Below are 22,033 nucleotides of genomic sequence, written 5' to 3' on the forward strand. Positions count from 1 at the left end.
ATTTCGCAAATCGCCCACGCCAATCTCCTTGTCCCACCCGAACCTGCCCAGCAGGTGACCTTTGCCAAGGGCTTCGGTCCCCGGTCGCTGCTGACCGTGGATACCGAAGAAGAGTTCGACTGGAACGCCCCCTTCCGCGCCGATGGCTATGGCCTCGACCACGTGCGTGCGATCTCGGGTTTTCAGGAATTCTGCGAAGGGCTGCAAGTGACGCCGGTCTATCTGGTCGACTGGCCGATCGCCAACGACCCGCTGGCGCGCGATATCATCGGTGACGCGGTCCGTGCGGGGAAGGCAGAGATCGGGGTCCAGTTGCACCCATGGGTCAATCCGCCCTTCAGCGAGGAGGTCAGCACCCACAACAGCTATGCGGGCAACCTCCCCCCCGACCTCGAAGAGGCCAAGTACCGCAAACTGCGCGACAAGATCGAAGAAAGCTTCGGCACGCTGCCGCGCATTTATCGCGCAGGGCGCTACGGTCTCGGGCCGCAGACCACGCGGTTGTTGAGCGATACGGGTATCGCGATCGACAGTTCGGTCCGCGCGCATTTCGACTATTCCGCCTTTCACGGTCCGGACTACAGCCGCCATCCGCTGACCCCGTACTGGACGGACGCCGGACGCAAGCTGATCGAGCTGCCGCTGACCACCGTCTTCTGGGGATTGTTGCGGCGGCAGGCGCCTGCGCTGTTTCCCTTGGCAACGAAGTATCCGCTGCTGGGCTCGGCGCTGGCCCGGCTCGGCCTGCTCGAGCGCATTTCGCTTACGCCCGAAGGCGTAACCGCCGAAGAAGCCCTGCGGGCGGTCGATATCGCGATCGACGATGGCCTCCCCGTCCTCGTGCTTAGCTTTCATAGCCCCTCGCTGCAGAAGCGCCACACGCCTTACGTCCGCGACGAAAAGGATCTGGACGCGCTCTACGACTGGTTCCGCGCGGTCTATGGCTATCTGCATCAACGCGGCGTGCGCCCCACCACGGTTGCGGAAATCATGCGCGCGGTCGACGCCTAGCGCTTGCATGCCCGCGGCAGCGCGGCTAGGCGCGCGGTTCCGCACGGCGTGGCTGGGGGCCTGTAGCTCAGTTGGTTAGAGCTGGCCGCTCATAACGGCTAGGTCGCGGGTTCGAGTCCTGCCGGGCCCACCATGCCCGGCGCGGTGCGGGAAATCGGTCGGGGAGTGGCGCAGCCTGGTAGCGCACTTGTTTTGGGTACAAGGGGTCGCTGGTTCGAATCCAGTCTCCCCGACCAGTATTTCGTGATCCGGCGCCACGCGCGACGTGGCGCCGTTCCGGAAGCGCCGCAGCCGGCGCGCGGGAGACTTCGGTGAACACGAACGCCAGCGCAGCTTCCGCATCGATCGATCCGCGCCTGATCTGGGCCATCGCGCTTCCTGCCATGGCAACCAATGTCGCCACCGCGCTGATCGGCGTGGGAGACATGTGGATCGTGGGCCGACTGGGCGATGCGCCCACGCAGGGCGCGGTCGACATCGGTGCGAAGCTGTTCGCCGCACTGTTCACCGTGATGAACTTTCTCAAGATGGGCACCACCGGGCTGGTCGCACAGGCGGGCACGCGTTCGGGCGAGCGGGCGCAGGCCGAGGTGCTGGTCAAGGGCGTCATCGTAGCGCTGGCCATCGCCGCGCTACTTCTCGGCGCTAAGCCCTTGCTGCTTCCGGTCATGCTCGACGTGCTCGGCGCCGAAGGCGCGGTGCGCAGCGCCGCGGTGACCTATGCCAACATCCGTTACTGGAGCGCACCCCCCGTACTCGCCAATTTCGCGCTGGTCGGATTTCTGGTCGGTCGCCGGCGAATGCGCGAAGTTCTGGTCATCGAAGTGCTCTACAATGTTCTCAACGTGGTGCTGGGACTGTGGCTCGCATTGGGTCTCGGGTGGGGCATTGCAGGCATCGGCTGGTCGAGCTTCATCGCCGAATTCGCCAAGCTGTCGCTCACGGGAATGCTGATCTGGCACCTGGCGGGTAGCGAGCTGCGTGCGGTGCTGCAGGGCGGAGCGAACCTTTCGCTGCGCGCGCTGCGGCCATTTCTCGCGGTCAATCGCAACCTCTTCCTGCGCACCGTAGTGCTGATGCTCGCGATCGTGGCGCTCACCCGGCTCGGAGCGGAGCGAGGCGCGGTAACGCTGGCGGCGAACGGGATCGTCTACCAGCTGTTCATCCTCTCGGCATTGCTGCTCGACGGCTTCGAGAATGCGGCACAGGTGCTCAATGGCGAGCGCAAGGGCGACGACGACCGCGCGGGGTTCACCGCGTTCATCCGGGCGATCCTGTTGCGCTGCCTTGCGACGGCGATCGCGCTTGCGACGGTTTTCGCCGCGTTCGGAGGGGTTATAACCGACAGTTTCGCGGCCACCGGTGAAGTCGCCGCAGAAGCGCGCCGCCTGGGGCCGTGGATCGTCGCGCTGCCGCTGGCGGGCTTTGCCGGCTTCGTCCTCGACGGCGTGTTCGTCGGCGCGAGCTGGACGCGCGCGCTGCTGCTGTCGATGGCTGGCGCGGCGACGCTCTACGCGGTGCTGTTGTGGCTCACCTGGCCGCTCGGCAATGACGGATTGTGGGCGAGCTTCATCGCCTTCCTGGCGCTGCGGGCGGCTTTTCAGATCGGGCTGATGCCGCGGCTGCTACGCCGCGAATGGCGCTGACAATCTGTTGAGAAGTGAGCGTTTCAGCCGCGCGCTTCGCGGCGCCGGTCGGATTCCGCCTTGATCGGGGTCACCACCGCGCGCTTGCTGCCGCCCTCGTCGCGCACCGTGCGATTGCGGCCATCGGCCTTGGCACGGTAAAGCGCGGCATCGGTCCGCGCGAACAGCTTGCCATAGCCTTCACCCTGCCCCCGCCCGGCCGCGCCGAAGCTAGCGGTCAGTCGATGATCTTCCGGCATGCCGTCGATCGCGGTCTTGGCAAAATTGACGCGGATACGGTCGGCCATGGTGACCGCCGCTTCTTCCTGGCAATTCCACGCCAATATGCAGAATTCCTCGCCACCGATCCGGCCCGCAATGTCGCAGTCGCGCACCGTGCGCTTGATGATCTCGCCGAATTGCGCGATCGCCCGATCGCCGATCTGATGGCCCCACACATCGTTGACCGCCTTGAAGTGGTCGATATCGGCCACCACCAGCGAGATCGGCACGCATTCCTGCTTGGCCCGCTCCATCGCCGCAATGACGTCCTGCTCGAAGGCCCGGCGGGTACGCAGGCCCGTCAGCCCGTCGAGATCCGCCTGTTCGCGCACCTGCTTGATCTGGTCGTAGACGCAGGCACCGATCAGCACCATCGCCGACATCAGCGAAATGAAGGCGAGTGCCAGATTGAGCACCGAATAATAGACCGATTCGCGATAGACATCGGCGGCGATCCCCTGTTCGATCAACAAGGTGAGAACCGGGCGGATCATGAATTGCGCCGCCACCAGGCTGTGCGTCGCAATGATGAGCTTGTCGATCGCCTCGCGGCGCTGCGCCCCCAGCAGCGACATCACGCAAACGATATACATCGACCCGTAGCCGACATTCACGATGATCAGGCGCGAGGTGATATCGTTCGAGGTGAGCACCGCCACCGCCAGCGTCGTTGCGGATAGGCCGTAAATAACCAGCAAGACACCGAGATAGGGCGGTTGCCCGGCCCGGCTCGTCAGCGCCCAGACGCCTGTGGCCACGCTCAGCGTGTAGAAGAACTGCGTGACGTGGAAGACATAGGGCGAACCGGTATTGAACAGGTGAGTCGAGGCGAAGCCGAGTGCGAAGAACACGTAGGCCAGCGCAAAGCCGAGCACATAAGCACCCATCTTTCCGCGCCACCACATCACCACGAAGACCGCGATGAACACGATCGACATGGCGGGCGTGATCAGGCCCATTATCTGTTCGCGCATGGACTGCCCCTGCCCTTCCCACGCGAAGCATAAGGGTCGGCCCTTAATAGTTCGTGTAGGTATTTCCCCTGAAGCGGCGCTCAATTGCGGCTTGTGGGCAGATTGTCCAGCCTGTCCTGGCGAACTTTGCATCACATGCGCTCGGCTGGAGGATCGGCAGCGCGGAAATGCCCGCGCTTGCCCCTTGGCGCGGGTGCGACTATCTGCGCCGCAAAGCTTCCGGGCCCGCGCGCCCGCAAATTCCAATTCCATCCGAAGGACCTTTGCCCGATGGCCGCCCAGTACGCTTTCGTCATGAAGGACATGACCAAGACCTTTCCCGGTGCGAACAAGCCGGTGCTCAGCAACATCAACCTGCAATTCTACCAGGGTGCCAAGATCGGCATCGTCGGCCCCAACGGGGCGGGCAAGTCCACCCTGATCAAGATCATGGCGGGCATCGACACCGATTTCACCGGTGAAGCCTGGCCGGGCGAGAACATCACCGTGGGTTATCTCGAACAGGAACCCGAACTCGACGAGAGCAAGACCGTGCTCGAAAACGTCAAGGACGGCGCGCGCGAAACCGCCGACATGGTAGAGCGCTTCAATGCCATCGGCATGGAAATGGGCGAGGAAGACGCCGATTTCGACGCGCTGAGCACCGAAATGGCCGAACTGCAGGACAAGATCGACGCGGTCGATGGCTGGACGCTCGACAACCAGCTCGAAGTGGCGATGGAAGCTCTGCGCTGCCCGCCGGGCGACTGGCCGGTGACCGATCTCTCGGGCGGTGAGAAGCGCCGCGTGGCGCTCACCCGCCTGCTGATCCAGAAGCCTTCGATCCTGCTGCTCGACGAACCGACCAACCACCTCGACGCCGAAAGCGTTCAGTGGCTCGAGAACCACCTCAAGGATTACGCGGGTGCGGTGCTGATGATCACCCACGATCGCTACTTCCTCGACAATGTGGTGGAATGGATCCTCGAACTCGACCGCGGTTCGTACTACCCCTACGAAGGCAATTACTCGACCTACCTGGAAAAGAAGGCCAAGCGTCTCGAGCAGGAAAGCCGCGAGGAGAGCGGCCGCCAGAAGGCGCTGTCGCGCGAACTCGAATGGATCCGGCAGACGCCCAGCGCGCGCCAGACCAAGTCCAAGGCGCGCGTGCGCAAGTTCGAACAGCTCCAGGAAGAGCAGCAGAACCGCAAGCCCGGCAAGGCACAGATCGTGATCCAGGTGCCCGAACGCCTGGGCGGCAAGGTCATCGAGGCCAACAACATCTCGAAAGCCTATGGCGACAAACTGCTGTTCGAAAACCTTTCCTTCATGCTCCCCCCGGGCGGTATCGTCGGCGTGATCGGTCCCAACGGTGCGGGCAAGTCGACGCTGTTCAAGATCCTCACCGGCAAGGAAGAGCCCGACAGCGGCACGGTGGAAATTGGCTCGACCGTCCATCTCGGCTATGTCGACCAGAGCCGCGACCATCTCGATCCGAGCAAGAACGTCTGGGAGGAAATCTCCGACGGGCTCGACTACATGAAGGTCAACGGTCACGACACCAGCACGCGGGCCTATGTGGGCGCGTTCAATTTCAAGGGCGCTGACCAGCAGAAGAATGTCGGCAAGCTGTCGGGCGGTGAGCGCAACCGCGTGCATATGGCCAAGATGCTGAAGGAAGGCGGCAACGTCCTGCTGCTCGACGAACCGACCAACGATCTCGATGTCGAAACGCTCGGCGCGCTCGAGGAAGCAATCGAGAATTTTGCCGGTTGCGCCGTGGTCATCTCGCACGACCGCTTCTTCCTCGACCGTCTGGCGACGCACATCCTCGCTTTCGAGGGCGATAGCCATGTCGAATGGTTCGAAGGCAATTTCGAGGCTTACGAGGAAGACAAGCGTCGCCGCCTCGGCGATGCGGCGGACCGTCCCACCCGCCTCGCCTACAAGAAACTGACCCGTTAAGCCTCGGGTCAGCCTCCGATGTCCAACAAACGACGAAGGGGGCTGACTTGTACTATCGGGAAGTAAAGGTTTCGACCGAGACCGAACTGCGCTGGGCGGCGCTCTATGGCCTGGCGTGGTTCGTCTGCGCCATGGTGGCGCTGCAGCTTACCGAGGGCGCCGACGGCATCGCCGCCGTCTGGCCCTCGAGCGGTATCTTCGTGGCCGCGCTGCTGCATCTCAATCCCCGCGGACGTAATATGGTGACCGCTTGTGTCGCGGTTGCGAGCTTCGCGGCCAATTTCAGCGCAGGCGCCGCTCCGCTGGCTTCGCTCGGTTACACCATTGCCAATCTGATCGAAGGCTGGCTGGTGTTCAGCCTGATGGGCCGCGGGCAATCGAAGTACATGTTGCTCGCGCGGCCGTTGAACCTCGTTCGCTTTGCCGGATCCGCCGTGATCGGTGGGGCCGCCAGCGCGCTGATGGCCGGTGTGTTGTCGCGCAATTTCGACACGGTCTTCCTGTCTTCTTGGATGAGCACCGTCACCCTGGGCATGCTGATCGTGACCCCCGTGATCCTCTTCCTGCTGCAGGATCGCAAGCACGACCGCGGCATTCTGACCTTCCGGGGTTTCTGGATCATGGTTTTCGTGATCCTGACCGCGCTCGCGGCTTTCGGCCAGGCCGACGTTCCGCTGCTCATACTGCCGCTGGTCGCAATCTCGATCACCACGGCTGCGATCGGCCTGAGCGGCGCCGTTCTGGCCCTCCTGCTGGTCGCCACGATCGGATCGGTACTGACCATCTTCAATCTCGGCCCGGTGGGGCAGTTCTTCCCCCCGGTCGAACAGCAGGTCCTGTTCTTGCAGGTCTATCTGCTGGCCCTGCTGGTCTCGACCCTGCCCGTGGCGCTGTCGCTGGCACGTCACCGCAGAGACCTTGACCAGATCGCCACCAGCAATCGCTTGCTCGAGAATGCCGAACGCGCGGCGCGTGTAGGCCATTGGCGGCACACGCCCGAAATGCCTGCGATTTACTGGTCCGACGAGGCCGCGCGAATGCTCGACGTCCAGCACCTGCCGCGTACGCTCGAAGAGTTGACGCAGATATTCCACGAGACGGACCAATTGCGCGTTACCGGACTGATGGCCACCGCGTTGCAGACCGGTGTCCCCCTCGCTTTCGAAGCCCGGATCGAACGCGACGATGGCACGACCAGCCAGTTCGAATGCCGTACCGAGATCGAACTGGGAGCCGACGGTCGGGCATCGGAGGTTTTCGGCACCATCATGGATGTAACCGAGCGCGCCGAAGCCCTGCGCGAACTGGAGCGTGCCCGCGAACGCGCCGAGACCGAAGCCGCCGAAGTTCGCATTCTTGCCGAAACCGACCATCTCACGGGCATCCCGAACCGGCGCAAGATCATCGGGCGGCTGGGCGTCGAAATGGAGCTGGCGGAAGCGGGCGACCAGACACTTACGATCGCAATGGTCGATATCGATCACTTCAAGTCGATCAACGATCGTTTCGGTCACGAAGTGGGCGACATGACATTGGTCAAGGTGAGCCAGGTCCTCGAAGCGCAATTGCAGGGACGCGAAATGGTCGGCCGGCTCGGCGGCGAGGAATTTTTGCTCGTCATGCCCGGTAACGATGCGCAGCAGGTTCGCGACCGCTGCCTGGTCCTGGCCGATGCGCTGGCCAATCTCGACTGGAACGCGGCGGGGCTCGAGCGCGTCACTGTCAGCATCGGCGTGGCGCAGTACAATTTGCGCTGGGACGAAAGCCAGTTGCTGCGCGCAGCCGACGATGCGCTCTACCGCGCCAAGCACAGCGGGCGGGCGCGTTGCGTGGTCTATGAAGAACTCGAACCTCTGTGATCGATAATGTGAGCCGGGTGCGCGCCGACTTCGTTTGACGCATTGCCGCCGAATTGCGACACTGGGGCCAAGGTATCCGCTTCCGGATACGATCCCGGCGGCTTTCCGCAGCCGCGCAAATCCAATTTCGAGAAGGACATTTATGCCAACTCCCGCAAACGGTGACACCGTATCGATCGACTACGTGCTGCGCAGAGGCGACGGCGAAGTGGTCGGCACCACTGAAGAACAGGGCCCGCAGGACATCCAACTGGGCAGCGGCCAGATCTTCCCGCAGATCGAGCAGGCGCTGACCGGCATGGAAGTCGGCGAGGAACAGACTGTCGAGATCGCGTGCGACAGCGCTTTTGGCCCGCGTCGCGATGAACTGGTCATCGAGATCCCGCGCGAGAACCTGCCGCCCGAACCGGCACCGCAGCCGGGCATGGCGCTGCAGGCCCAGCAGCAGGACGGTACGCCGATGACGCTCTATGTCGTCGAAGTCGGCGACCAGGCTATCAAGGCTGACGGCAACCACCCGCTCGCCGGCGAAGACATCAGCTTCGCGATCACGCTGCGCGATATCAAGCAGGCGGCGTAAGAGGAGCGGCTGGGCGATCGCCTGCGGCTCCGTGTCCATGCACCGGATTCGCGGCGTTCGCCCAAGCCACCTAGAAACTGCCCGTGGTAGCACACCCCGTCAGGGCGCTATCCAACGCGCCTCATCTGGGGTCAGCAGCGCGCGACGATGGCCCGAATGGGCGAGACTGAACCAGTCAATTTCCTCCACTTCGACCATTAACAGCGCGAAATTGGGGCGCGCGGGAACCAGCTGGGCATCGGCGGGCTCGGACGTTTCGAACGCTTCGGGCAATCCCGACGTGGGCACGGGCGATGACTGACCCGGCGCATCTCCGAGATAGCATCGGCGCGCAAAATTGGTGCTTTCGGCCCAAGCCTCTTCCACTCGCGCGCCGTCCCGTTCGATCCGGGCCTGGCCCCGCATTCGCAACTGGATTTTCGCCTGTTTGTCGTAGCCCAGCACCGCGATCCGGGGGTCGCGCAGTATGGCTGCCACCTTCGGCGCACGCGCATCGGTGTGGAAGCGCAGCAGCCAGCCCCCTCGCTCTACCCCGCGCAGCACCATGACCCGCGCATCGGCATCCGCGGTAGCGACCACGGGCGTGTGCATCGGGACCGAACGGTCGGTCACTGCATGGGTAAGCCGATCAATCACATCGGCGCGGATCTCTCCGAAGTCTTCGTACATGCTGCCAGCAATGCACGGTAAGCCCGATGGTGCCAAGCTCACCTTGTTCATAAAAGTTTATTGCTACATGAACCGAAGCCGTAGGAAGCGGTTCAGTTTCGGGTCAGGCCGGTCTGTTACAAATCGGCACATCGACAGGCCGCGGGTGGTGGAGCGGCTCAGGACAGATACTAGAGGATACGCTCCATGATATTGACCAAGTTGATGAAGGGCAGCGCGCTTGGGGCACTTGCAGCTGCCATGGCCTTCGTTGCCCTTCCCGATCCCGCCGAAGCCCAGTCTCGCGATCGACAGGAACGCGCGCAGCGCGATCGCGGCGATCGCGGGGATGCCCGCCAGCAGCGCCAACGCCAGCGTGGCGAAGCACGTCAGCGTATGCGCCAACAGGATTCGCGCGAAATCCGCCGCGCTCGAAGCGAACGCCGGCCTGTTCAGGTCGACCGCCAGGACAGTCGCGGCAACAACCGCGCAGATCTGAGCCGCGCCCGCGGACAAAGCAGGGATCGCGCCGAGGCTGCGCGCGAGCGCAACGCCCGTCGCGAAGCACGTGCGCGTTCCGAAGCACGGACTGAACGGCGGAGCGATCGCCGTTCGGCCGAGCCTCGCGAACAGGCCAGGCGAGAAGCGCGCAGCAACGAGCGCCGCCAGCAGGCACGCCGTGAAGCACGCGCTGAATATCGCCGTGACCAGGCACGACGCGATGCGCGATCCAACGACCGCCGCGAACGGGCCCGGCGCGAGGCGCGCCGCGATGCCCGCGAAGATCGGCGTATCCGTCGTGACGGCTACCGTGACGGGTATCGCAATGCGCGTCGCGACCAGCGGCAGGCGCGTTATTACGATGGCCGTCGCTGGCACAGCTACAATCGTTGGGACAACCGGCGGTGGCGCAACAACAGCCGCTACGACTGGCAGCGCTATCGTTACAGCAACCGCAGCATTTTCCGGCTCGGACGTTATTACGCGCCATACCGCGACTATCGCTACCGTCGGATCAGCGTGGGCGTCCAACTCGGCAGCCTGTTCTTCGGCAGCCGCTACTGGATCAACGATCCCTGGCGCTATCGCCTGCCCGACGTCTACGGCCCGTACCGCTGGGTGCGTTACTATGACGACGTGCTGCTGGTCGACATCTACAATGGCGAAGTGGTCGACGTGATCTACGACTTCTTCTGGTAAGGCTTTCCGCGCGCCGGTTTCGAGAGTGGTCCGGTCGTGCGCCAAGAACCCCCGCCGAGCGATCGGCGGGGGTTTTTCCTTTTCTTCAGTCGGGTACCCTGCCGAAGGGCAGCATCCGGAAGATCCCGCCGTTGCGGTCGAAGAAGGTGTGCTTGAGCGCGCCGAGAATGTGCAAGCCGATCAGATAAATGAAGATCGACCCGCCAAGCGCGTGCACGCCGTATATCCGACCGGCGAGTTCGCCATTCTCAGCCACCGGAATCGCGGGAATGGTGAACAGCCCGAAGAAGTCGATACTGCGGCCGGCCAGCGAATTGGCGAGCCAGCCACCCAGTGGCAAGCCGATGAGAAGCACGTAGAACAGCACATGCACCGTCCGCGCGAGCATGGCCTCCCAACGCGCGAGATCCGCGGGGAGCGGCGGCACGCGATGCGTGACCCGCCAGAGCAGGCGACCTAAAGTTAAAGCGAGGATTAAGATTCCCCACGCCTTGTGATATCCGAACACCTCGGCCTTCATCGGCATGTCGAGCGATTGCGCGCGTTCGGCGATCTGCCAGTTCATGATCACCAGAACCGCAATGACCCAGTGAAAGATCATTGCCCCGGTCGAGTATCGCTTCGCGCTAATTTCGTTCACCCTTGTCCTCCCGGTCGCTGGAGCGACCATCCTAGCGGCCATTCCCAGCGCGGCAAGCGGGCGGCTTGAAGACTGCTCCATGCTTGCTAACACGGCACGCATGACAAAGACCCTTGCCGTTCCCGATCAGGATGCCCTCAAACGCGTCGGCGCGAAGGTGCGTCAGCGTCTCGAAGGCGATCCGCAGGCCTACAAGATCCCCACCGACATGGCGGAAATCTACGCGATCGGCGATTTCCTGTCGGCCGAAGAATGCACGCGGCTCATGCGCATGATCGACGCCGTGGCGCGGCCCAGCGAACTGCACGAAACCGCCTATGTGGCAAAGTTCCGCACGTCCTATTCGGGCAATTTCGATCCGCACGATCCCTTCGTGAAGGCAATCTCGCGCCGGATCGATGATGTGCTCGGTCTTCCCGGCAAGGTGGGCGAGAATATCCAGGGCCAGCGTTATCTGCCCGGGCAGGAATTCAAGCCACACAACGACTGGTTCTACACCGATCAGGATTATTGGAAGCTGGAGCGCAAGCGGGGCGGCCAGCGCTGCTGGACCGCAATGGCGTTTCTCAACGAGGTCGAAGAAGGCGGGCACACGCATTTCGTCGAGGTCGGCGCTTCGATCGAACCCAAGCCCGGGGTGCTGCTGGTGTGGAACAACGCCACCCCCGATGGGCTACCGAACGAACACACGCTGCATGCGGGAACGCCCGTCATCAAGGGCCAGAAATACGTGCTCACCAAGTGGTATCGCACGCGGAAACATAGTTAGCCGAGCTGCGTCAGCCCGCCCCTGCTACCGGGCTGACCGGCACGCGGATCGTAGCGCGGAAGCCTTCGGGATCGAAACGCATATCGGCCGCCCCGCCCAATCCGCGCATGACCCCCTCGATCAACCGGGTGCCCGAACCGGACCCCTTGGTCACCGGTTCGACCGGCAGCGGGCTCGCCCCCGTTTCGCGCCGCTCGACCCAGTGGATTACCAGCGCGCCTTCTTTGACTTCCCAGTCGATATTAACCTTGCCGTCTTCGTGCGACAGCGCGCCGTATTTGAGCGCATTGGTCGCCAGTTCATGCATGGTCAGCCCCAGTGGCGTGACGTGCTGGCGCGGCAGTTCGATCAGTTTGCCTGCCAGATCGATGCGATCGGCGCGGGCGTTGCGATAGGGCCGCATCACTGCTTCGATCAGCGTGCGCAGATTGGTCCGGTCGTGCTCGAGGGCGTCAGCCGAAAGCGATGCGCGATGCGCCCCGGCGAGCGCCTCGATCCGCCGTTCGAGCTTCTCGGTAAGTTCACCGACATCCTGCGTGTTGCGCGCGGACAAGCGAACGATCGCGCTCAGCACCGAGAACAGATTGTCGGTCCGGTGGCGCAGTTCGGCGGCTACGCGATCGCCTTCCACGATTGATTCCCGCGCGGCGAGCAATTCGGTGATGTCCAATTGCGAACCGAAGTAATAGACCAGCGCGCCCTGTTCGTCGTAGATCGGCCCGACATGCACGGCGTTCCAGAACGAGGTGCCATCCTTGCGATAGTTGAGGATGTCGACGACGGTATACCGCTCGCTGCGGATCGCTTCGGCGAGGCTGGCCGCTGCCGAACGCTTGGTCTTCGGCCCCTGCAGCAGGCGGCAATTGTGGCCGATGACCTCGTCGCGCGAATAGCCGGTCAGATCGAGGAACGCCCGGTTGCAATAGACCAGTGGGCAATCGGGCTGATGCGGATCCGCAAGACACAGCGCCATGGGGGTCTGTTCGGTCATCTGCAGGAACAATTGCGATGAGCCGATCCGCAATTTCGCCAGCCGACCGGCCATGCGCGCATTGTGCGCCGCTTGCGCGGCAGCATCGCCGCTCATACCGCCGTTGGCGGTACTTCCATCCTCTTCGCCCATGGCGTCACCCATGGCCTACCCCCGTGAAGCTGCCCTTTCACTGCCGCTCAGACTGTCGCCAAGATCCAAGCGTGGCAAGTCCGAAATTTCCCCAATATGCGCCGCCCGACGGGCCGGCTGGTCACACCCGCCCGAGCGCTTCGGCGATCAGCTTACGCGTGTTCGCCACGCCATATAGCGCGATGAAACTGCCCATGCGCGGCCCCTGTTCGCTGCCGAGCAGCGTCTGGTAGAGCGCCTTGAACCAGTCGCGCAGCGAGGCGAAACCGTATTCCTCGCGCTTCCCGATCTCGTAGACCTGCGTCTGCAGGTCCTCGGCACTGGTGCCCTCGTCCGCTTGCGCCAGATAGCTGTCGAGCGCACGCAGCGCCTCGGCCTCGTTCGCAGTCGGTGCGCGCTTGTCCAGCGTGGGAACGATGTAGTCGCGCGTATAGGCGACCGCGGTGCCGATCAGCACTTCGAGTTCGGGCGTGATGCTATCGGCACCGATATAGCTGGCGAGATAGTCGCGCAGCGATGCCTCGCTCGCCTCGGCACCCAGAACGCTCGCGAGGTTGAGCAGAAGGCCGTAGGTCACCGGCAGGCTGTCGCCCGCACCCGGAGCCTCCGCTCCCTCGAAACCGCCATTCGCCCGTGCGAGGTGCCACACCGGATTGCCGAGCTGCTTGTCGAGCTCCTGCTCGGCCAGCCGCTCGCGGAACTGCCAGTAATCGTCCACCGCGCGCGGGATCACGCCGACATGCAGCTGCTTGGCGCTCTTGGGATTGGGGAAGATGTAGAAACCGAGGCTCTCTTCCGAGCCATAGGTCAGCCATTCGTCGATCGTCAGGCCATTGCCCTTCGACTTGGAAATCTTCTCGCCCTTCTCGTCGAGGAACAGCTCGTAGATCAGCCCTTCGGGCTTGCGCCCGCCGAGCACCTGGACGATCTTGCCCGACTGTACGCCGCTATCGGTCAGGTCCTTGCCGTACATCTCGTAATCGACGCCCAGCGCATACCAGCGCATCGCCCAGTCGACCTTCCACTGCAGCTTGCTCATGCCGCCGAGTGCACTCTGCTCGACGACGGTGCCGTCCTCGTCGGTGAAGCGGATCGTCCCCGCCTCCGCATCGACCACCTCGACCGGCACCTGCAGCACGCGTCCGGTCTGCGGGCTGACCGGCAGCACCGGCGAATAGGTCTGGCGGCGTTCCTCGCGCAGCGTCGGCAGCATGATGTCGAGGATCTGCTGGTTCTTGCGCAGCACCTGTCGCAGCGCGTCGTCGAAGGCACCCGAATTGTAGCGATCGCTGGCCGAGACGAACTCGTAATGGAAGCCGAAGCGGTCGAGGAATTCGCGCAGCATCGCGTTGTTGTGCGCCGCGAAGCTGTCGTGCGCGCTGTCGAAGGGGTTGGGCACCCGGCTCAGCGGCAGGTGCAGGTTTTCCTGCAGCAGCTGCTGGTTGGGCACGTTGTCGGGCACCTTGCGCAGCCCGTCCATATCGTCCGAGAACGCGACCAGCCGCGTCTTGCCGTCTTCGGGCTTCGCCCCGATCATGGCCTCGAACGCGCGGCGCACGAGCGTGGTGCGCAGCACTTCCTGGAAGGTGCCGATATGCGGCAGCCCGCTGGGGCCATAGCCGGTTTCGAACAGGACCGGCGAGCCGTCGGGCTTCGCGCCGTCGGGATAGCGTTTGAGCAGGCGCTGCGCCTCCTGGAACGGCCAGGCCTTGGACACGCGTGCAGCGGCGATCAGATCGGTCATGCTCATGCGGAACGCCATTACGGGTGACCGCCGCTTTCGCAAGTGCGAAGTGTTGGAGACCTGTAGGATCGCCGGAGACCGGCTCCAGTCACATGGACCGCATGGACCACGGTCCTGCGAGACAAAAGCCGCCGACTTCCGACGCAGGTGCGATCGGGGTAGCGTTGAAGGAAGCAGAGTTGCGGCATGCGGCAGAGACTATCCGGAAAGCGCCGTGTAGGACAGGCGACATGCCGTCTCGCCTGAAAGCGCCCTGTCGCTTGCCGACCCGATTGCGGACATTAATCATGCCTCGTAGAAAAAGGAGCATGACGCTCAAGAGATACGTCAACAGCGTGATGTTGCTGTTAGCTGCAGCATGCACCACCTATCCCGGTAAAGGAGATGCCCTCTTGGAATCCATCTATATGTTTGCAGGCACGGATGGAGCTATGGCCTACTCGATTGACAAATCGGGGGCGAACCTCCCCGAGGAATATGCGCCCTGGCGGTTTGAGAGAGAGGTTTCGACAAGTGGTCCCACCTTTCAAGCGGGAACGGACAAGCGTGCTCTAGAAGAGGTCAAGGCAGAAGGATATGTGGTCATCGTGTGGTCAATGACGTTTGAGGACGAGACCACTCAATAGCGATAGGGACAGCTCTCCACCCCTTTGCTGCCAATGTCCCTGTCGCCAAAGCAGCCTAAGAGCGGCCATTCAGAACCGAATTGCGATAACGCGTAATTCCTTGATCCGCATTCGATCGGCATCCGTAAATCGCGAACTCGTCCGAACGTCTGTTGGTGCTAGAACCGGCCGGTCGGCTCACGACCCTATTTGCGGACCTTCCGGCAGCGGATATAGTTGTTTGATGCCTAAAGCCTCGTCGCCCCTTCCTCCCCAAGAGCCAACTTTGCTGGAAGAGCATGAAGCAGAGTTTATCCGGGAAACGATCAAGCGCTTTTATGGCGAAGGAGCGGTTGTATGAAATTACGGCCCTGACCCGGATCGGTTGGAGCTTCACGTCGAGGCGGATGTTGGCCAAGACATGAGACTTTATTACTGCCTAGGTGTTTTGTTCACTCGAATTGAGCGTCCATCTGTTTCTTTGGAAGTGACAAAGCGCGGAAGCAAAATTCATGGCCCAGCCAAGATCGCTTATCGTCAGGGCGTGATTATCTAACGACCGCTTCCCACCCCAGTATTGGTCGATCCCCTTGACTAGTCCGATGCCCGAAAGCCGACCAACAGCTACCAGATACTTCTCGCCAAAAACGGACGGGCAGCTAACGAGACTAATTGCGGTCGCTAATCTATCAAGCCAGGCTGACTTCCTGCAAAGAGCTTTTCACGAGGGATGAAGGATGGCGAACTGGGCAAAGATTTTTCGGGTATCTGGTTGCCTTATCCTGACGGCAGGATTTGTTCTCATTAGTCCCGGTCTCTTTTTGGGAGCAATGCTAATCGCAGGCTCGGAGCGGACCATTTATGAGCGTGCAGAATCACCAAACGGTTCACATGAGGCGCGTGTTCAGTTCGATGATGGGGGCGCTTTAAGCGGTTTTGAGCGTCTAGTCTTCGTCAAGAGCACATGGAACCCCAGTGACGCACCCTTGCTCAGTTGCCGGGCGTTCTGGGGACACGGTCAAGCAGACATTGATCTTAGCTGGCAAGATGAGTCCACTTTGGTCATCGAGCATCATGTCGCTCCAGATAATGTTGCACACGTTGAGTCAAACTGCGGATCGGTTCGTATTGTGACGTCGGCAGATGAACCGTTCGAGGATTTCTGATTTCTGACCGTCCGCTTTCCACCCTAATTCAGGACATCCAGTCGACGCCCAGCGTTTTCCGATAACGGACACCATCACAGCCCACCGCAAAGGCGCTGCGGGTGCTTGCCCCGCGTTCCTTTTGTGTTCTAACGCCGTGGCGTGACCCCGCCCCTTCCCCTCCCCGCGCTGCATGCCAGCCATGCCGGCACCTGGCTGCGCGATGCGAATGGGGCGACGCGCGGCTGTTCGAAGGGCGAGGCGGTGATGGCCGCCGCCGACACGCCGCAATTGCTGATGAATGCGCCGCTGGTGGCGAGCCGGCTTGGCTATCCCGACCTGTCGGGGCTCGACCTGCTCGAACTGTTCGCTTTCGTCCATCCGGCCACATTCTGCGTGCCCACCCCCAAAGGGCTGGCACATGCGCTGGGACTGGACGAGCCGGCGGACGATGCGGGCGTGCCATTGCTGCTGCAGCAGGCGGCGGGCGTTCTGGTGGCAACCTGCGAGAGCGAGGACTGGCTGCAGCGCGAGGGCGCGTGGTCCTCGCTGCAATCGCTCGCGCGGCTGCGCTGGCCGTGGGCGGGCGTGCTCGCCCCGCATGTGCGGAAGCCCGAACGCGCGGAGAAGTGGCTGTTCAGCCGCCTGCCCGAATGGGAGGAAACACCCGAACGCGCGCAACCGGCGCAGGTGCTGATCGACGAGCCCGAGATCGAGGCGCATCTCGAACGGCTGACCGGTGAGGGATCCGAAAAGCGCGAAGGGCAGCGGCTGTTCTCGCGCGGGGCAGGCCATGTCTTCGGTCCGCGCGACCGGCAGAAGCGGCCGCATGTTCTGCTGGCGCAGGCGGGTACCGGGATCGGCAAGACGCTCGGCTATCTCGCCCCCGCCTCGCTGTGGGCGGAACGTTCGGGCGGAACGGTGTGGGTATCGACCTACACCAAGAACCTGCAGCGCCAGCTACGCCGCGAAAGCGCGCGCGCCTGGCCCGCGACGCGGCCCGACGGTTCCCCCCCGGTGGTGGTGCGCAAGGGGCGCGAAAACTACCTCTGCCTGCTCAATCTGGAGGACGCGCTGCAGGGCGGTTTTGCCGGGCGCCCGGCGATCCTCGCGCATCTGGTCGCGCGCTGGGCGGCCTATTCGCAGGATGGCGACATGATCGGCGGCGACCTGCCCGGCTGGCTCGGCACGCTGTTCCGCAAGCGCGGGATCGCGGCGCTCACTGATCAGCGCGGCGAATGCGTCTATGCCGGCTGCCCGCATTACCGGAAGTGCTTCATCGAACGCAGCGCGCGCAATGCGGCGCAGGCCGATCTCGTGATCGCCAACCATGCGCTGGTGATGGTCAATGCGGCGCGCGGACGCGACGCCAATGCGCGCCCCACGCGGATCGTGTTCGACGAGGGCCACCATGTCTTCGATGCTGCCGACAGCACCTTTTCCGCCGCGCTGACCGGGCAGGAGGCGATCGAACTGCGCCGCTGGATCATCGGGCCGGAAAAGAACAGCCGAGGCCGCCGCCGCGGTTTGTCGGCGCGGCTGGCGGATGTCGCAAGCTATGACGATGCGGGCGGCGAAGCGGTCGAAGCCGCAGTTGTGGCGGCACAGGCCCTGCCTGCCGAAGGCTGGCTCGGACGGCTGGGCGAAGGCGCGCCGATCGGCCCGCTCGAAAACCTGCTCGCTGCGGTGCGCGCCACCACATTCGCGCGCGACGAAAGCGGGCTGGAAATGGGCTACGGCATCGAGACCGAGACCTCGCAATTGCCCGGTGAACTGGTCGAAGCCGCCGGGATCGCCGCGCAGGCGCTCGCGGCGATCCGCACGCCGCTGCTCAAGCTTGCCGGACGGCTCGAGGCGATCATGGAGGATGCTCCCGACTGGCTCGACGGCCAGGGCCGCGCGCGGATCGAGGGCGCGCGCCATTCGCTGGCCTGGCGGATCGACCTGATCGCCGCATGGGAAGCGCTGCTGTCGCGCCTGGGCGGCCCCGCCGATCCCGAATTCGTCGACTGGCTGCAGGTCGACCGCAACGATGCGCGCGAATTCGACGTCGGGCTCTACCGCCACTGGCTCGACCCGATGAAGCCCTTCGCCAAGACCGTGCTCGAACCCGCGCATGGCGTGATGCTGACCAGCGCCACGCTGACCGATCGCGACGAGACCGGCCCCGACTGGCCGCATGCGATCGCGAAAAGCGGCGCACCGCATCTCGAACTGCTGCCGAAGACCGCGCAGGCCGACAGCCCGTTCGATTACGCGAGCAGGGCCGAAGTGCTGATTGTCACCGATATCCGCAAGGGCGACATCCCCGCGCTTGCGGGAGCCTATGCGCGGCTGATCGAGGCGAGCGATGGCGGCGTGCTGGGACTGTTCACCGCGATCCGCCGGATGCGCGCAGTCTATGGCCGCATCGCCGACCGGCTCGCCCGCGCCGGGCTGCCGCTCTATGCGCAGCATGTCGACCCGATCGATACGGGCACGCTGACCGACATTTTCCGCGACGATCCGCGCGCCAGCCTGCTCGGCACCGATGCGCTGCGCGACGGGGTGGATGTGCCCGGCCGGTCCTTGCGCTGCGTGGTGATGGAAAGCGTGCCGTGGCCGCGCCCGACGATCCTGCACCGCGCGCGCCGCGCCGCTGCGGCCGAGCAGGAAGGCGGCGCCAAGCGCTATGACGACCGCATCATTCGCGCGCGGCTGGCGCAGGCTTTCGGTCGGCTGATCCGCACGCGCGAGGATTCGGGCCATTTCGTCGTGCTTTCCCCCGCCTTCCCCAGCCGGTTGCTCTCCGCCTTTCCCGAAGGCACGCCCGTCACGCGGCTGACACTCGAAGAGGCTTTACAGCGCGTCGCCAAGGGTGTTGTTAGCCCCGAACACTCAGCAGCGGAGACCCAGCCCCAGTGAAGACGCGCGCATGAAGATCCTCGGCCTGCTGCGTCACGCCAAGTCCGACTGGGGCCAGAGCGACAAGCACGATTTCGATCGCGGGCTCAACGATCGCGGGCGCCGCGGGGCGCAGGTGATCGGCGATCACATCCGCGCGCATGGCGTCGATTGGGACCGGCTCGTCGCCAGCCCCGCCGAACGGGTCAAGCAGACGCTGGCTGCGGCGCTGCCCATGCTCGCGCCGCAATGGGACGAACGGCTGTATCTCGCCGGGACCGACACGATCATGGACGTGATCCGCGAAACCGGGGGCGATGGCGATGCGCTGCTGGTGTCGGGCCACAATCCCGGCCTCGGCGACATGCTGTTCGAACTGGTGGCACCGAAGAACGAGAACGCGCTGTACGACGAGGCGAAGGTCAAATTCCCCACTGCCGCCTATGCGGTGTTCGAACTCGATATCGAAGACTGGAGCGAATTGCGGACGGGCTGCGGCAAACTCGCCCATTTTGCCCGCCCGCGCGATCTCGATGCGGAGCTCGGTCCGGAATATTGAGGGGGCAATTGATGAACCGAGGATTTGCGATCGGCGCGATCAGTCTCGCCTTGACGACAGCGTCCGCAACAGCAGCGCCAACCGAGCTTGAAAACGGGTTCGAAAGGGCGTTGCGCGGATGCGAGCAATGGATTCTCGATCCGGCATCATGGGCCAATGATCCAGGGGTTTTGCCGAGCGACTGGGCCTGGGAAACAAGGCGGGATGGGTGAATTCGGTCGACGAGGCTGCATTGCCGCCACAGGACTTGCGCGTCGCCAATCACTATCTTCGGATCAACGTGACGATCGACGCAGGTTTCATCCTCGTGGTCTCCGACCGGATTCCTTTCTGCCACATTACCGGTGGCGGCGGCAGCGACATGCAACCGGTCGTCGAAGCAGTGCTGGCGAGCGATGCATTCCTGTCGCGTTGGCAGAAGCTCGACGATCAGCTGCAAGGCGAAATGGCTTCGACCATCTACCAGAATCGAGCAGCGCCGCACTTTTCGATCATCATCAGTCGAGCGCAGATGCCGGACCAGCGAAGGGACCACGTGCAGGTCGTGGCGACAGCGCTATACGAACTCGACGATTGAACGAATTGCGGGCCAGCCTTGCTCGGGCCAGAAGCGAACGCAATCGGCAGTTCCGCAGATCACCGCAAAACCCGCGGTCCCGGCCCGCCCTCGGCGGCGATGTCGTCGGGATTGTAGATCTTGCAGGTCTTCAGGCTGAGGCAGCCGCAGCCGATGCAGCCGTCGAGATTGTCGCGCAGTGCCTGCAATTGCGCGATCCGCCGGTCGAGGCTCTCGCGGATCGCCTCGCTGATCTTCCACCAGTCGAAGCTCGACGGATTGCGCCCCTGCGGCAGGCTGCGCAGATGATCGCCGATCTCCTCGAGCGACAGCCCCAGCTTCTGCACGATCAGGATGAAACTCAGCCGCCTGATATCGCTGCGCAGGAAGCGCCGCTGGTTGCCCGCAGTGCGGATCGAATGGATCAGTCCCTTGTCTTCGTAGAACCGGATCGCCGAGGCGGACAGGCCGGTCCGGCGCGCCAGATCGCCGATGCTGAGGAGGTCGTTCGCATTCATCGATCAGAGTGATAGGGCAAATGAAGCTTGACCTCAAGTGAAGTTGAGGTTGCATATGCCTGTGCATCGCAATCGGGCGGCCCGGCCCAGTCATGGCCCCGCTCAACACAGGAGATGCACTATGGCCAAAGGACGATTGGAACACGCGAATATCTCGGTCACCGATCCCGAACGCAGCGCCGCGCTGCTCACGGAGCTGCTCGGCTGGGAGGAGCGCTGGCGCGGGCCGTCGCTGAAATACGGGCGCTCAGTCCATATCGGTGCCGAGCACGATTACATCGCTCTCTATACCGGCGATCACGTGAAGGGCGAGTTCGCCAAGGGCCAGCCGCTCAACCATATCGCCTTCACCGTTGACGACCTCGACGCGGCGGAGAAAATCGTGGCCGAACACGGGCTCGAACCCTTCGGGCATGACGATTACGAACCCGGGCGGCGGTTCTATTTCTTCGACTGGGACGGGATCGAATTCGAGGTGGTCAGCTATGAATGAGCCGATCCTGCGCGAGCCGCTGTTCGCCCGCCAACATCGCTCGTATCCGGATTGCGAAACCCCGCCATCGCGGCCAGCGGCACTTCCTCGAACCGGCCCAGCCACCGCCGCGCCATTTTCGCGAGCGGCACCGGGTTGAGGTAATGCCGCTTGCAGCGCCCGTCGCGCTCGGAGGCGACCAGTTCGGCCGCCTCGAGCACGGCGAGGTGCTTGGCCACCGCCTGCCGCGTCATCGGCAGGCCTTCGGCCAGCGCGGACAGCGTGAGCCCGCCCTGCTCACTCAGCCGGTCGAGCAGGAGCCGCCGGGTCGGATCCGAAAGCGCGGCGAATGTGTCCGTCATGCGATCATGGTTACGAAGCGGTTGCCGAGTCGCTCAAGCGCGGTGCAGCGCATGGTGCCGACTTGTCCACCGCTTGCGCTTAGCGGGGCAGCATATCGGTCTGCCTGAGCGCCTCGGACAGCGCGATGGCAGCGCTGGTGGCGACATTGAGCGAACGCACCTCGCTGCGCATCGGCAGCCGCACCCTTTCGCTGCAGGCATCGGCCACCGCCTGGGGCACGCCCGCGCTTTCCTTGCCGAACAGCAGCACATCATCGGGTCGATAGGTGCAGTCATAGGCCGAGCGTGTGGTCTTGGTGGTAAACAGGACGAGTCGGCCCGACCCAAGCGTGTCCTGGAATTCGGCAAAACCGGCATGGCGTCTGATCTCGACATGATCGATGTAATCCATGGCCGCGCGACGAACGCGCCGATCATCCCATTCGAACCCCATTGGTTCGATTAGATCTACTCCCACACCCAAACAGGCACAAAGCCGCAGGACGGCGCCGACATTCCCCGCGATCTCGGGTTCGTACATCGCGATCCGCATGT

General features: G+C 63.5%; 21 protein-coding genes and 2 tRNA genes. 15 read left to right on the forward strand and 8 right to left on the reverse strand.

Features of this window, described 5'->3' with window-relative positions:
- Positions 1 to 9 precede the first annotated feature (9 nt).
- The 4 genes from FHS69_RS04795 (at position 10) to FHS69_RS04810 (ending at position 2,657) form a co-directional block, all read left to right on the forward strand.
- The gene (locus FHS69_RS04795) at positions 10 to 1,011 is read left to right on the forward strand and encodes a polysaccharide deacetylase family protein (RefSeq protein WP_166777065.1); all 1,002 of its coding nucleotides are present in this window, start codon (positions 10 to 12) and stop codon (positions 1,009 to 1,011) included.
- 56 nt (positions 1,012 to 1,067) lie between these two features.
- A tRNA-Ile gene (locus FHS69_RS04800) sits at positions 1,068 to 1,144 on the forward strand.
- Positions 1,145 to 1,170: 26 nt separating this feature from the next.
- Positions 1,171 to 1,247, forward strand: a tRNA-Pro gene (locus tag FHS69_RS04805).
- Between the two features lie 75 nt (positions 1,248 to 1,322).
- Entirely contained in the window at positions 1,323 to 2,657 is a 1,335-nt protein-coding gene (locus FHS69_RS04810; protein ID WP_166776729.1) for an MATE family efflux transporter, read from the forward strand.
- 23 nt (positions 2,658 to 2,680) lie between these two features.
- On the opposite strand, the gene FHS69_RS04815 is transcribed toward FHS69_RS04810, so the two are convergent.
- Positions 2,681 to 3,892 (reverse strand): GGDEF domain-containing protein, encoded by a 1,212-nt coding sequence (locus tag FHS69_RS04815; RefSeq protein ID WP_166776730.1) that lies wholly within the window; start codon positions 3,890 to 3,892, stop codon positions 2,681 to 2,683.
- A gap of 270 nt (positions 3,893 to 4,162) precedes the next feature.
- On the opposite strand from FHS69_RS04815, the gene ettA reads away from it, so the two are divergent.
- The 3 genes from ettA (at position 4,163) to FHS69_RS04830 (ending at position 8,275) form a co-directional block, all read left to right on the forward strand.
- Positions 4,163 to 5,836 (forward strand): energy-dependent translational throttle protein EttA, encoded by a 1,674-nt coding sequence (ettA, locus tag FHS69_RS04820; protein ID WP_166776731.1) that lies wholly within the window; start codon positions 4,163 to 4,165, stop codon positions 5,834 to 5,836.
- A 47-nt stretch (positions 5,837 to 5,883) separates the two neighbouring features.
- Positions 5,884 to 7,695, forward strand: a complete 1,812-nt coding sequence (locus tag FHS69_RS04825; protein WP_166776732.1) for a sensor domain-containing diguanylate cyclase — start codon at positions 5,884 to 5,886, stop codon at positions 7,693 to 7,695.
- 142 nt (positions 7,696 to 7,837) lie between these two features.
- A complete protein-coding gene (locus FHS69_RS04830) occupies positions 7,838 to 8,275 on the forward strand; it encodes an FKBP-type peptidyl-prolyl cis-trans isomerase (RefSeq protein WP_067469639.1) in 438 nt (145 codons plus the stop codon).
- A gap of 99 nt (positions 8,276 to 8,374) precedes the next feature.
- Here FHS69_RS04830 and FHS69_RS04835 read toward each other — a convergent pair whose 3' ends face one another.
- Complete coding sequence (locus FHS69_RS04835) at positions 8,375 to 8,944, reverse strand: pyridoxamine 5'-phosphate oxidase family protein (protein WP_166776733.1); 570 nt, start codon at positions 8,942 to 8,944, stop codon at positions 8,375 to 8,377.
- Between the two features lie 186 nt (positions 8,945 to 9,130).
- Between FHS69_RS04835 and FHS69_RS04840 the strand changes: the two genes are divergently transcribed.
- Positions 9,131 to 10,123, forward strand: a complete 993-nt coding sequence (locus tag FHS69_RS04840) for an RcnB family protein (protein WP_243844527.1) — start codon at positions 9,131 to 9,133, stop codon at positions 10,121 to 10,123.
- A gap of 85 nt (positions 10,124 to 10,208) precedes the next feature.
- Here the strand turns inward: FHS69_RS04840 and FHS69_RS04845 are convergent, their stop codons facing one another.
- Positions 10,209 to 10,763: a cytochrome b gene (locus FHS69_RS04845; protein WP_341801683.1), complete on the reverse strand. Its 555-nt coding sequence runs from the start codon at positions 10,761 to 10,763 to the stop codon at positions 10,209 to 10,211.
- Between the two features lie 100 nt (positions 10,764 to 10,863).
- On the opposite strand from FHS69_RS04845, the gene FHS69_RS04850 reads away from it, so the two are divergent.
- On the forward strand, positions 10,864 to 11,532 hold the full coding sequence (locus FHS69_RS04850; RefSeq protein WP_094063372.1) for a prolyl hydroxylase family protein: 669 nt from the start codon (positions 10,864 to 10,866) through the stop codon (positions 11,530 to 11,532).
- Between the two features lie 10 nt (positions 11,533 to 11,542).
- Here FHS69_RS04850 and FHS69_RS04855 read toward each other — a convergent pair whose 3' ends face one another.
- Complete coding sequence (locus tag FHS69_RS04855) at positions 11,543 to 12,667, reverse strand: PAS domain-containing protein (protein ID WP_166776735.1); 1,125 nt, start codon at positions 12,665 to 12,667, stop codon at positions 11,543 to 11,545.
- Positions 12,668 to 12,776: 109 nt separating this feature from the next.
- The gene (locus tag FHS69_RS04860) at positions 12,777 to 14,405 is read right to left on the reverse strand and encodes a lysine--tRNA ligase (RefSeq protein ID WP_166776736.1); all 1,629 of its coding nucleotides are present in this window, start codon (positions 14,403 to 14,405) and stop codon (positions 12,777 to 12,779) included.
- Between the two features lie 302 nt (positions 14,406 to 14,707).
- Between FHS69_RS04860 and FHS69_RS04865 the strand changes: the two genes are divergently transcribed.
- The 5 genes from FHS69_RS04865 to FHS69_RS04885 all read left to right on the forward strand — a co-directional run bounded on the left by FHS69_RS04865 (position 14,708) and on the right by FHS69_RS04885 (position 20,168).
- A complete protein-coding gene (locus FHS69_RS04865) occupies positions 14,708 to 15,025 on the forward strand; it encodes a hypothetical protein (protein ID WP_166776737.1) in 318 nt (105 codons plus the stop codon).
- A 716-nt stretch (positions 15,026 to 15,741) separates the two neighbouring features.
- Positions 15,742 to 16,170: a hypothetical protein gene (locus FHS69_RS04870; protein WP_166776738.1), complete on the forward strand. Its 429-nt coding sequence runs from the start codon at positions 15,742 to 15,744 to the stop codon at positions 16,168 to 16,170.
- A 141-nt stretch (positions 16,171 to 16,311) separates the two neighbouring features.
- Positions 16,312 to 19,053: a helicase C-terminal domain-containing protein gene (locus FHS69_RS04875; RefSeq protein WP_166776739.1), complete on the forward strand. Its 2,742-nt coding sequence runs from the start codon at positions 16,312 to 16,314 to the stop codon at positions 19,051 to 19,053.
- A 10-nt stretch (positions 19,054 to 19,063) separates the two neighbouring features.
- Positions 19,064 to 19,591, forward strand: coding sequence for a SixA phosphatase family protein (locus FHS69_RS04880; RefSeq protein WP_166776740.1), 528 nt, complete (start codon positions 19,064 to 19,066; stop codon positions 19,589 to 19,591).
- 208 nt (positions 19,592 to 19,799) lie between these two features.
- Positions 19,800 to 20,168, forward strand: coding sequence for a hypothetical protein (locus tag FHS69_RS04885; RefSeq protein ID WP_166776741.1), 369 nt, complete (start codon positions 19,800 to 19,802; stop codon positions 20,166 to 20,168).
- Positions 20,169 to 20,227: 59 nt separating this feature from the next.
- On the opposite strand, the gene soxR is transcribed toward FHS69_RS04885, so the two are convergent.
- Positions 20,228 to 20,665 (reverse strand): redox-sensitive transcriptional activator SoxR, encoded by a 438-nt coding sequence (gene soxR, locus FHS69_RS04890; protein WP_166776742.1) that lies wholly within the window; start codon positions 20,663 to 20,665, stop codon positions 20,228 to 20,230.
- Between the two features lie 121 nt (positions 20,666 to 20,786).
- On the opposite strand from soxR, the gene FHS69_RS04895 reads away from it, so the two are divergent.
- Positions 20,787 to 21,158 carry a VOC family protein gene (locus tag FHS69_RS04895; RefSeq protein ID WP_067673078.1) on the forward strand — a complete coding sequence of 124 codons (372 nt, stop codon included), beginning with the start codon at positions 20,787 to 20,789 and terminating at the stop codon, positions 21,156 to 21,158.
- Here FHS69_RS04895 and FHS69_RS04900 read toward each other — a convergent pair.
- Both FHS69_RS04900 and FHS69_RS04905 read right to left on the reverse strand, forming a co-directional pair.
- Positions 21,149 to 21,499, reverse strand: a complete 351-nt coding sequence (locus FHS69_RS04900) for an ArsR/SmtB family transcription factor (protein ID WP_166776743.1) — start codon at positions 21,497 to 21,499, stop codon at positions 21,149 to 21,151. The genes FHS69_RS04895 and FHS69_RS04900 overlap by 10 nt on opposite strands.
- A 79-nt stretch (positions 21,500 to 21,578) precedes the next feature.
- Positions 21,579 to 22,031, reverse strand: coding sequence for a tRNA (cytidine(34)-2'-O)-methyltransferase (locus FHS69_RS04905; protein ID WP_166776744.1), 453 nt, complete (start codon positions 22,029 to 22,031; stop codon positions 21,579 to 21,581).
- Positions 22,032 to 22,033: the final 2 nt, after the last annotated feature.

This window comes from Qipengyuania flava, assembly GCF_011762005.1.
In the GTDB taxonomy this organism is placed as follows: Bacteria; Pseudomonadota; Alphaproteobacteria; order Sphingomonadales; family Sphingomonadaceae; genus Qipengyuania; species Qipengyuania flava.

What these genes read in the sequence shown, in the direction of transcription:
- FHS69_RS04840 (WP_243844527.1), top strand. Translation starts at nt 9,131, where the DNA reads ATGATATTGACCAAGTTGATGAAGGGCAGCGCGCTTGGGGCACTTGCA.
- FHS69_RS04900 (WP_166776743.1), bottom strand. Translation starts at nt 21,499, where the DNA reads ATGACGGACACATTCGCCGCGCTTTCGGATCCGACCCGGCGGCTCCTG.
- FHS69_RS04850 (WP_094063372.1), top strand. Translation starts at nt 10,864, where the DNA reads ATGACAAAGACCCTTGCCGTTCCCGATCAGGATGCCCTCAAACGCGTC.
- FHS69_RS04860 (WP_166776736.1), bottom strand. Translation starts at nt 14,405, where the DNA reads ATGAGCATGACCGATCTGATCGCCGCTGCACGCGTGTCCAAGGCCTGG.
- FHS69_RS04865 (WP_166776737.1), top strand. Translation starts at nt 14,708, where the DNA reads ATGACGCTCAAGAGATACGTCAACAGCGTGATGTTGCTGTTAGCTGCA.
- soxR (WP_166776742.1), bottom strand. Translation starts at nt 20,665, where the DNA reads ATGAATGCGAACGACCTCCTCAGCATCGGCGATCTGGCGCGCCGGACC.
- FHS69_RS04905 (WP_166776744.1), bottom strand. Translation starts at nt 22,031, where the DNA reads ATGCGGATCGCGATGTACGAACCCGAGATCGCGGGGAATGTCGGCGCC.
- ettA (WP_166776731.1), top strand. Translation starts at nt 4,163, where the DNA reads ATGGCCGCCCAGTACGCTTTCGTCATGAAGGACATGACCAAGACCTTT.
- FHS69_RS04870 (WP_166776738.1), top strand. Translation starts at nt 15,742, where the DNA reads ATGGCGAACTGGGCAAAGATTTTTCGGGTATCTGGTTGCCTTATCCTG.
- FHS69_RS04835 (WP_166776733.1), bottom strand. Translation starts at nt 8,944, where the DNA reads ATGTACGAAGACTTCGGAGAGATCCGCGCCGATGTGATTGATCGGCTT.
- FHS69_RS04815 (WP_166776730.1), bottom strand. Translation starts at nt 3,892, where the DNA reads ATGCGCGAACAGATAATGGGCCTGATCACGCCCGCCATGTCGATCGTG.
- FHS69_RS04830 (WP_067469639.1), top strand. Translation starts at nt 7,838, where the DNA reads ATGCCAACTCCCGCAAACGGTGACACCGTATCGATCGACTACGTGCTG.
- FHS69_RS04880 (WP_166776740.1), top strand. Translation starts at nt 19,064, where the DNA reads ATGAAGATCCTCGGCCTGCTGCGTCACGCCAAGTCCGACTGGGGCCAG.
- FHS69_RS04895 (WP_067673078.1), top strand. Translation starts at nt 20,787, where the DNA reads ATGGCCAAAGGACGATTGGAACACGCGAATATCTCGGTCACCGATCCC.
- FHS69_RS04855 (WP_166776735.1), bottom strand. Translation starts at nt 12,667, where the DNA reads ATGGGTGACGCCATGGGCGAAGAGGATGGAAGTACCGCCAACGGCGGT.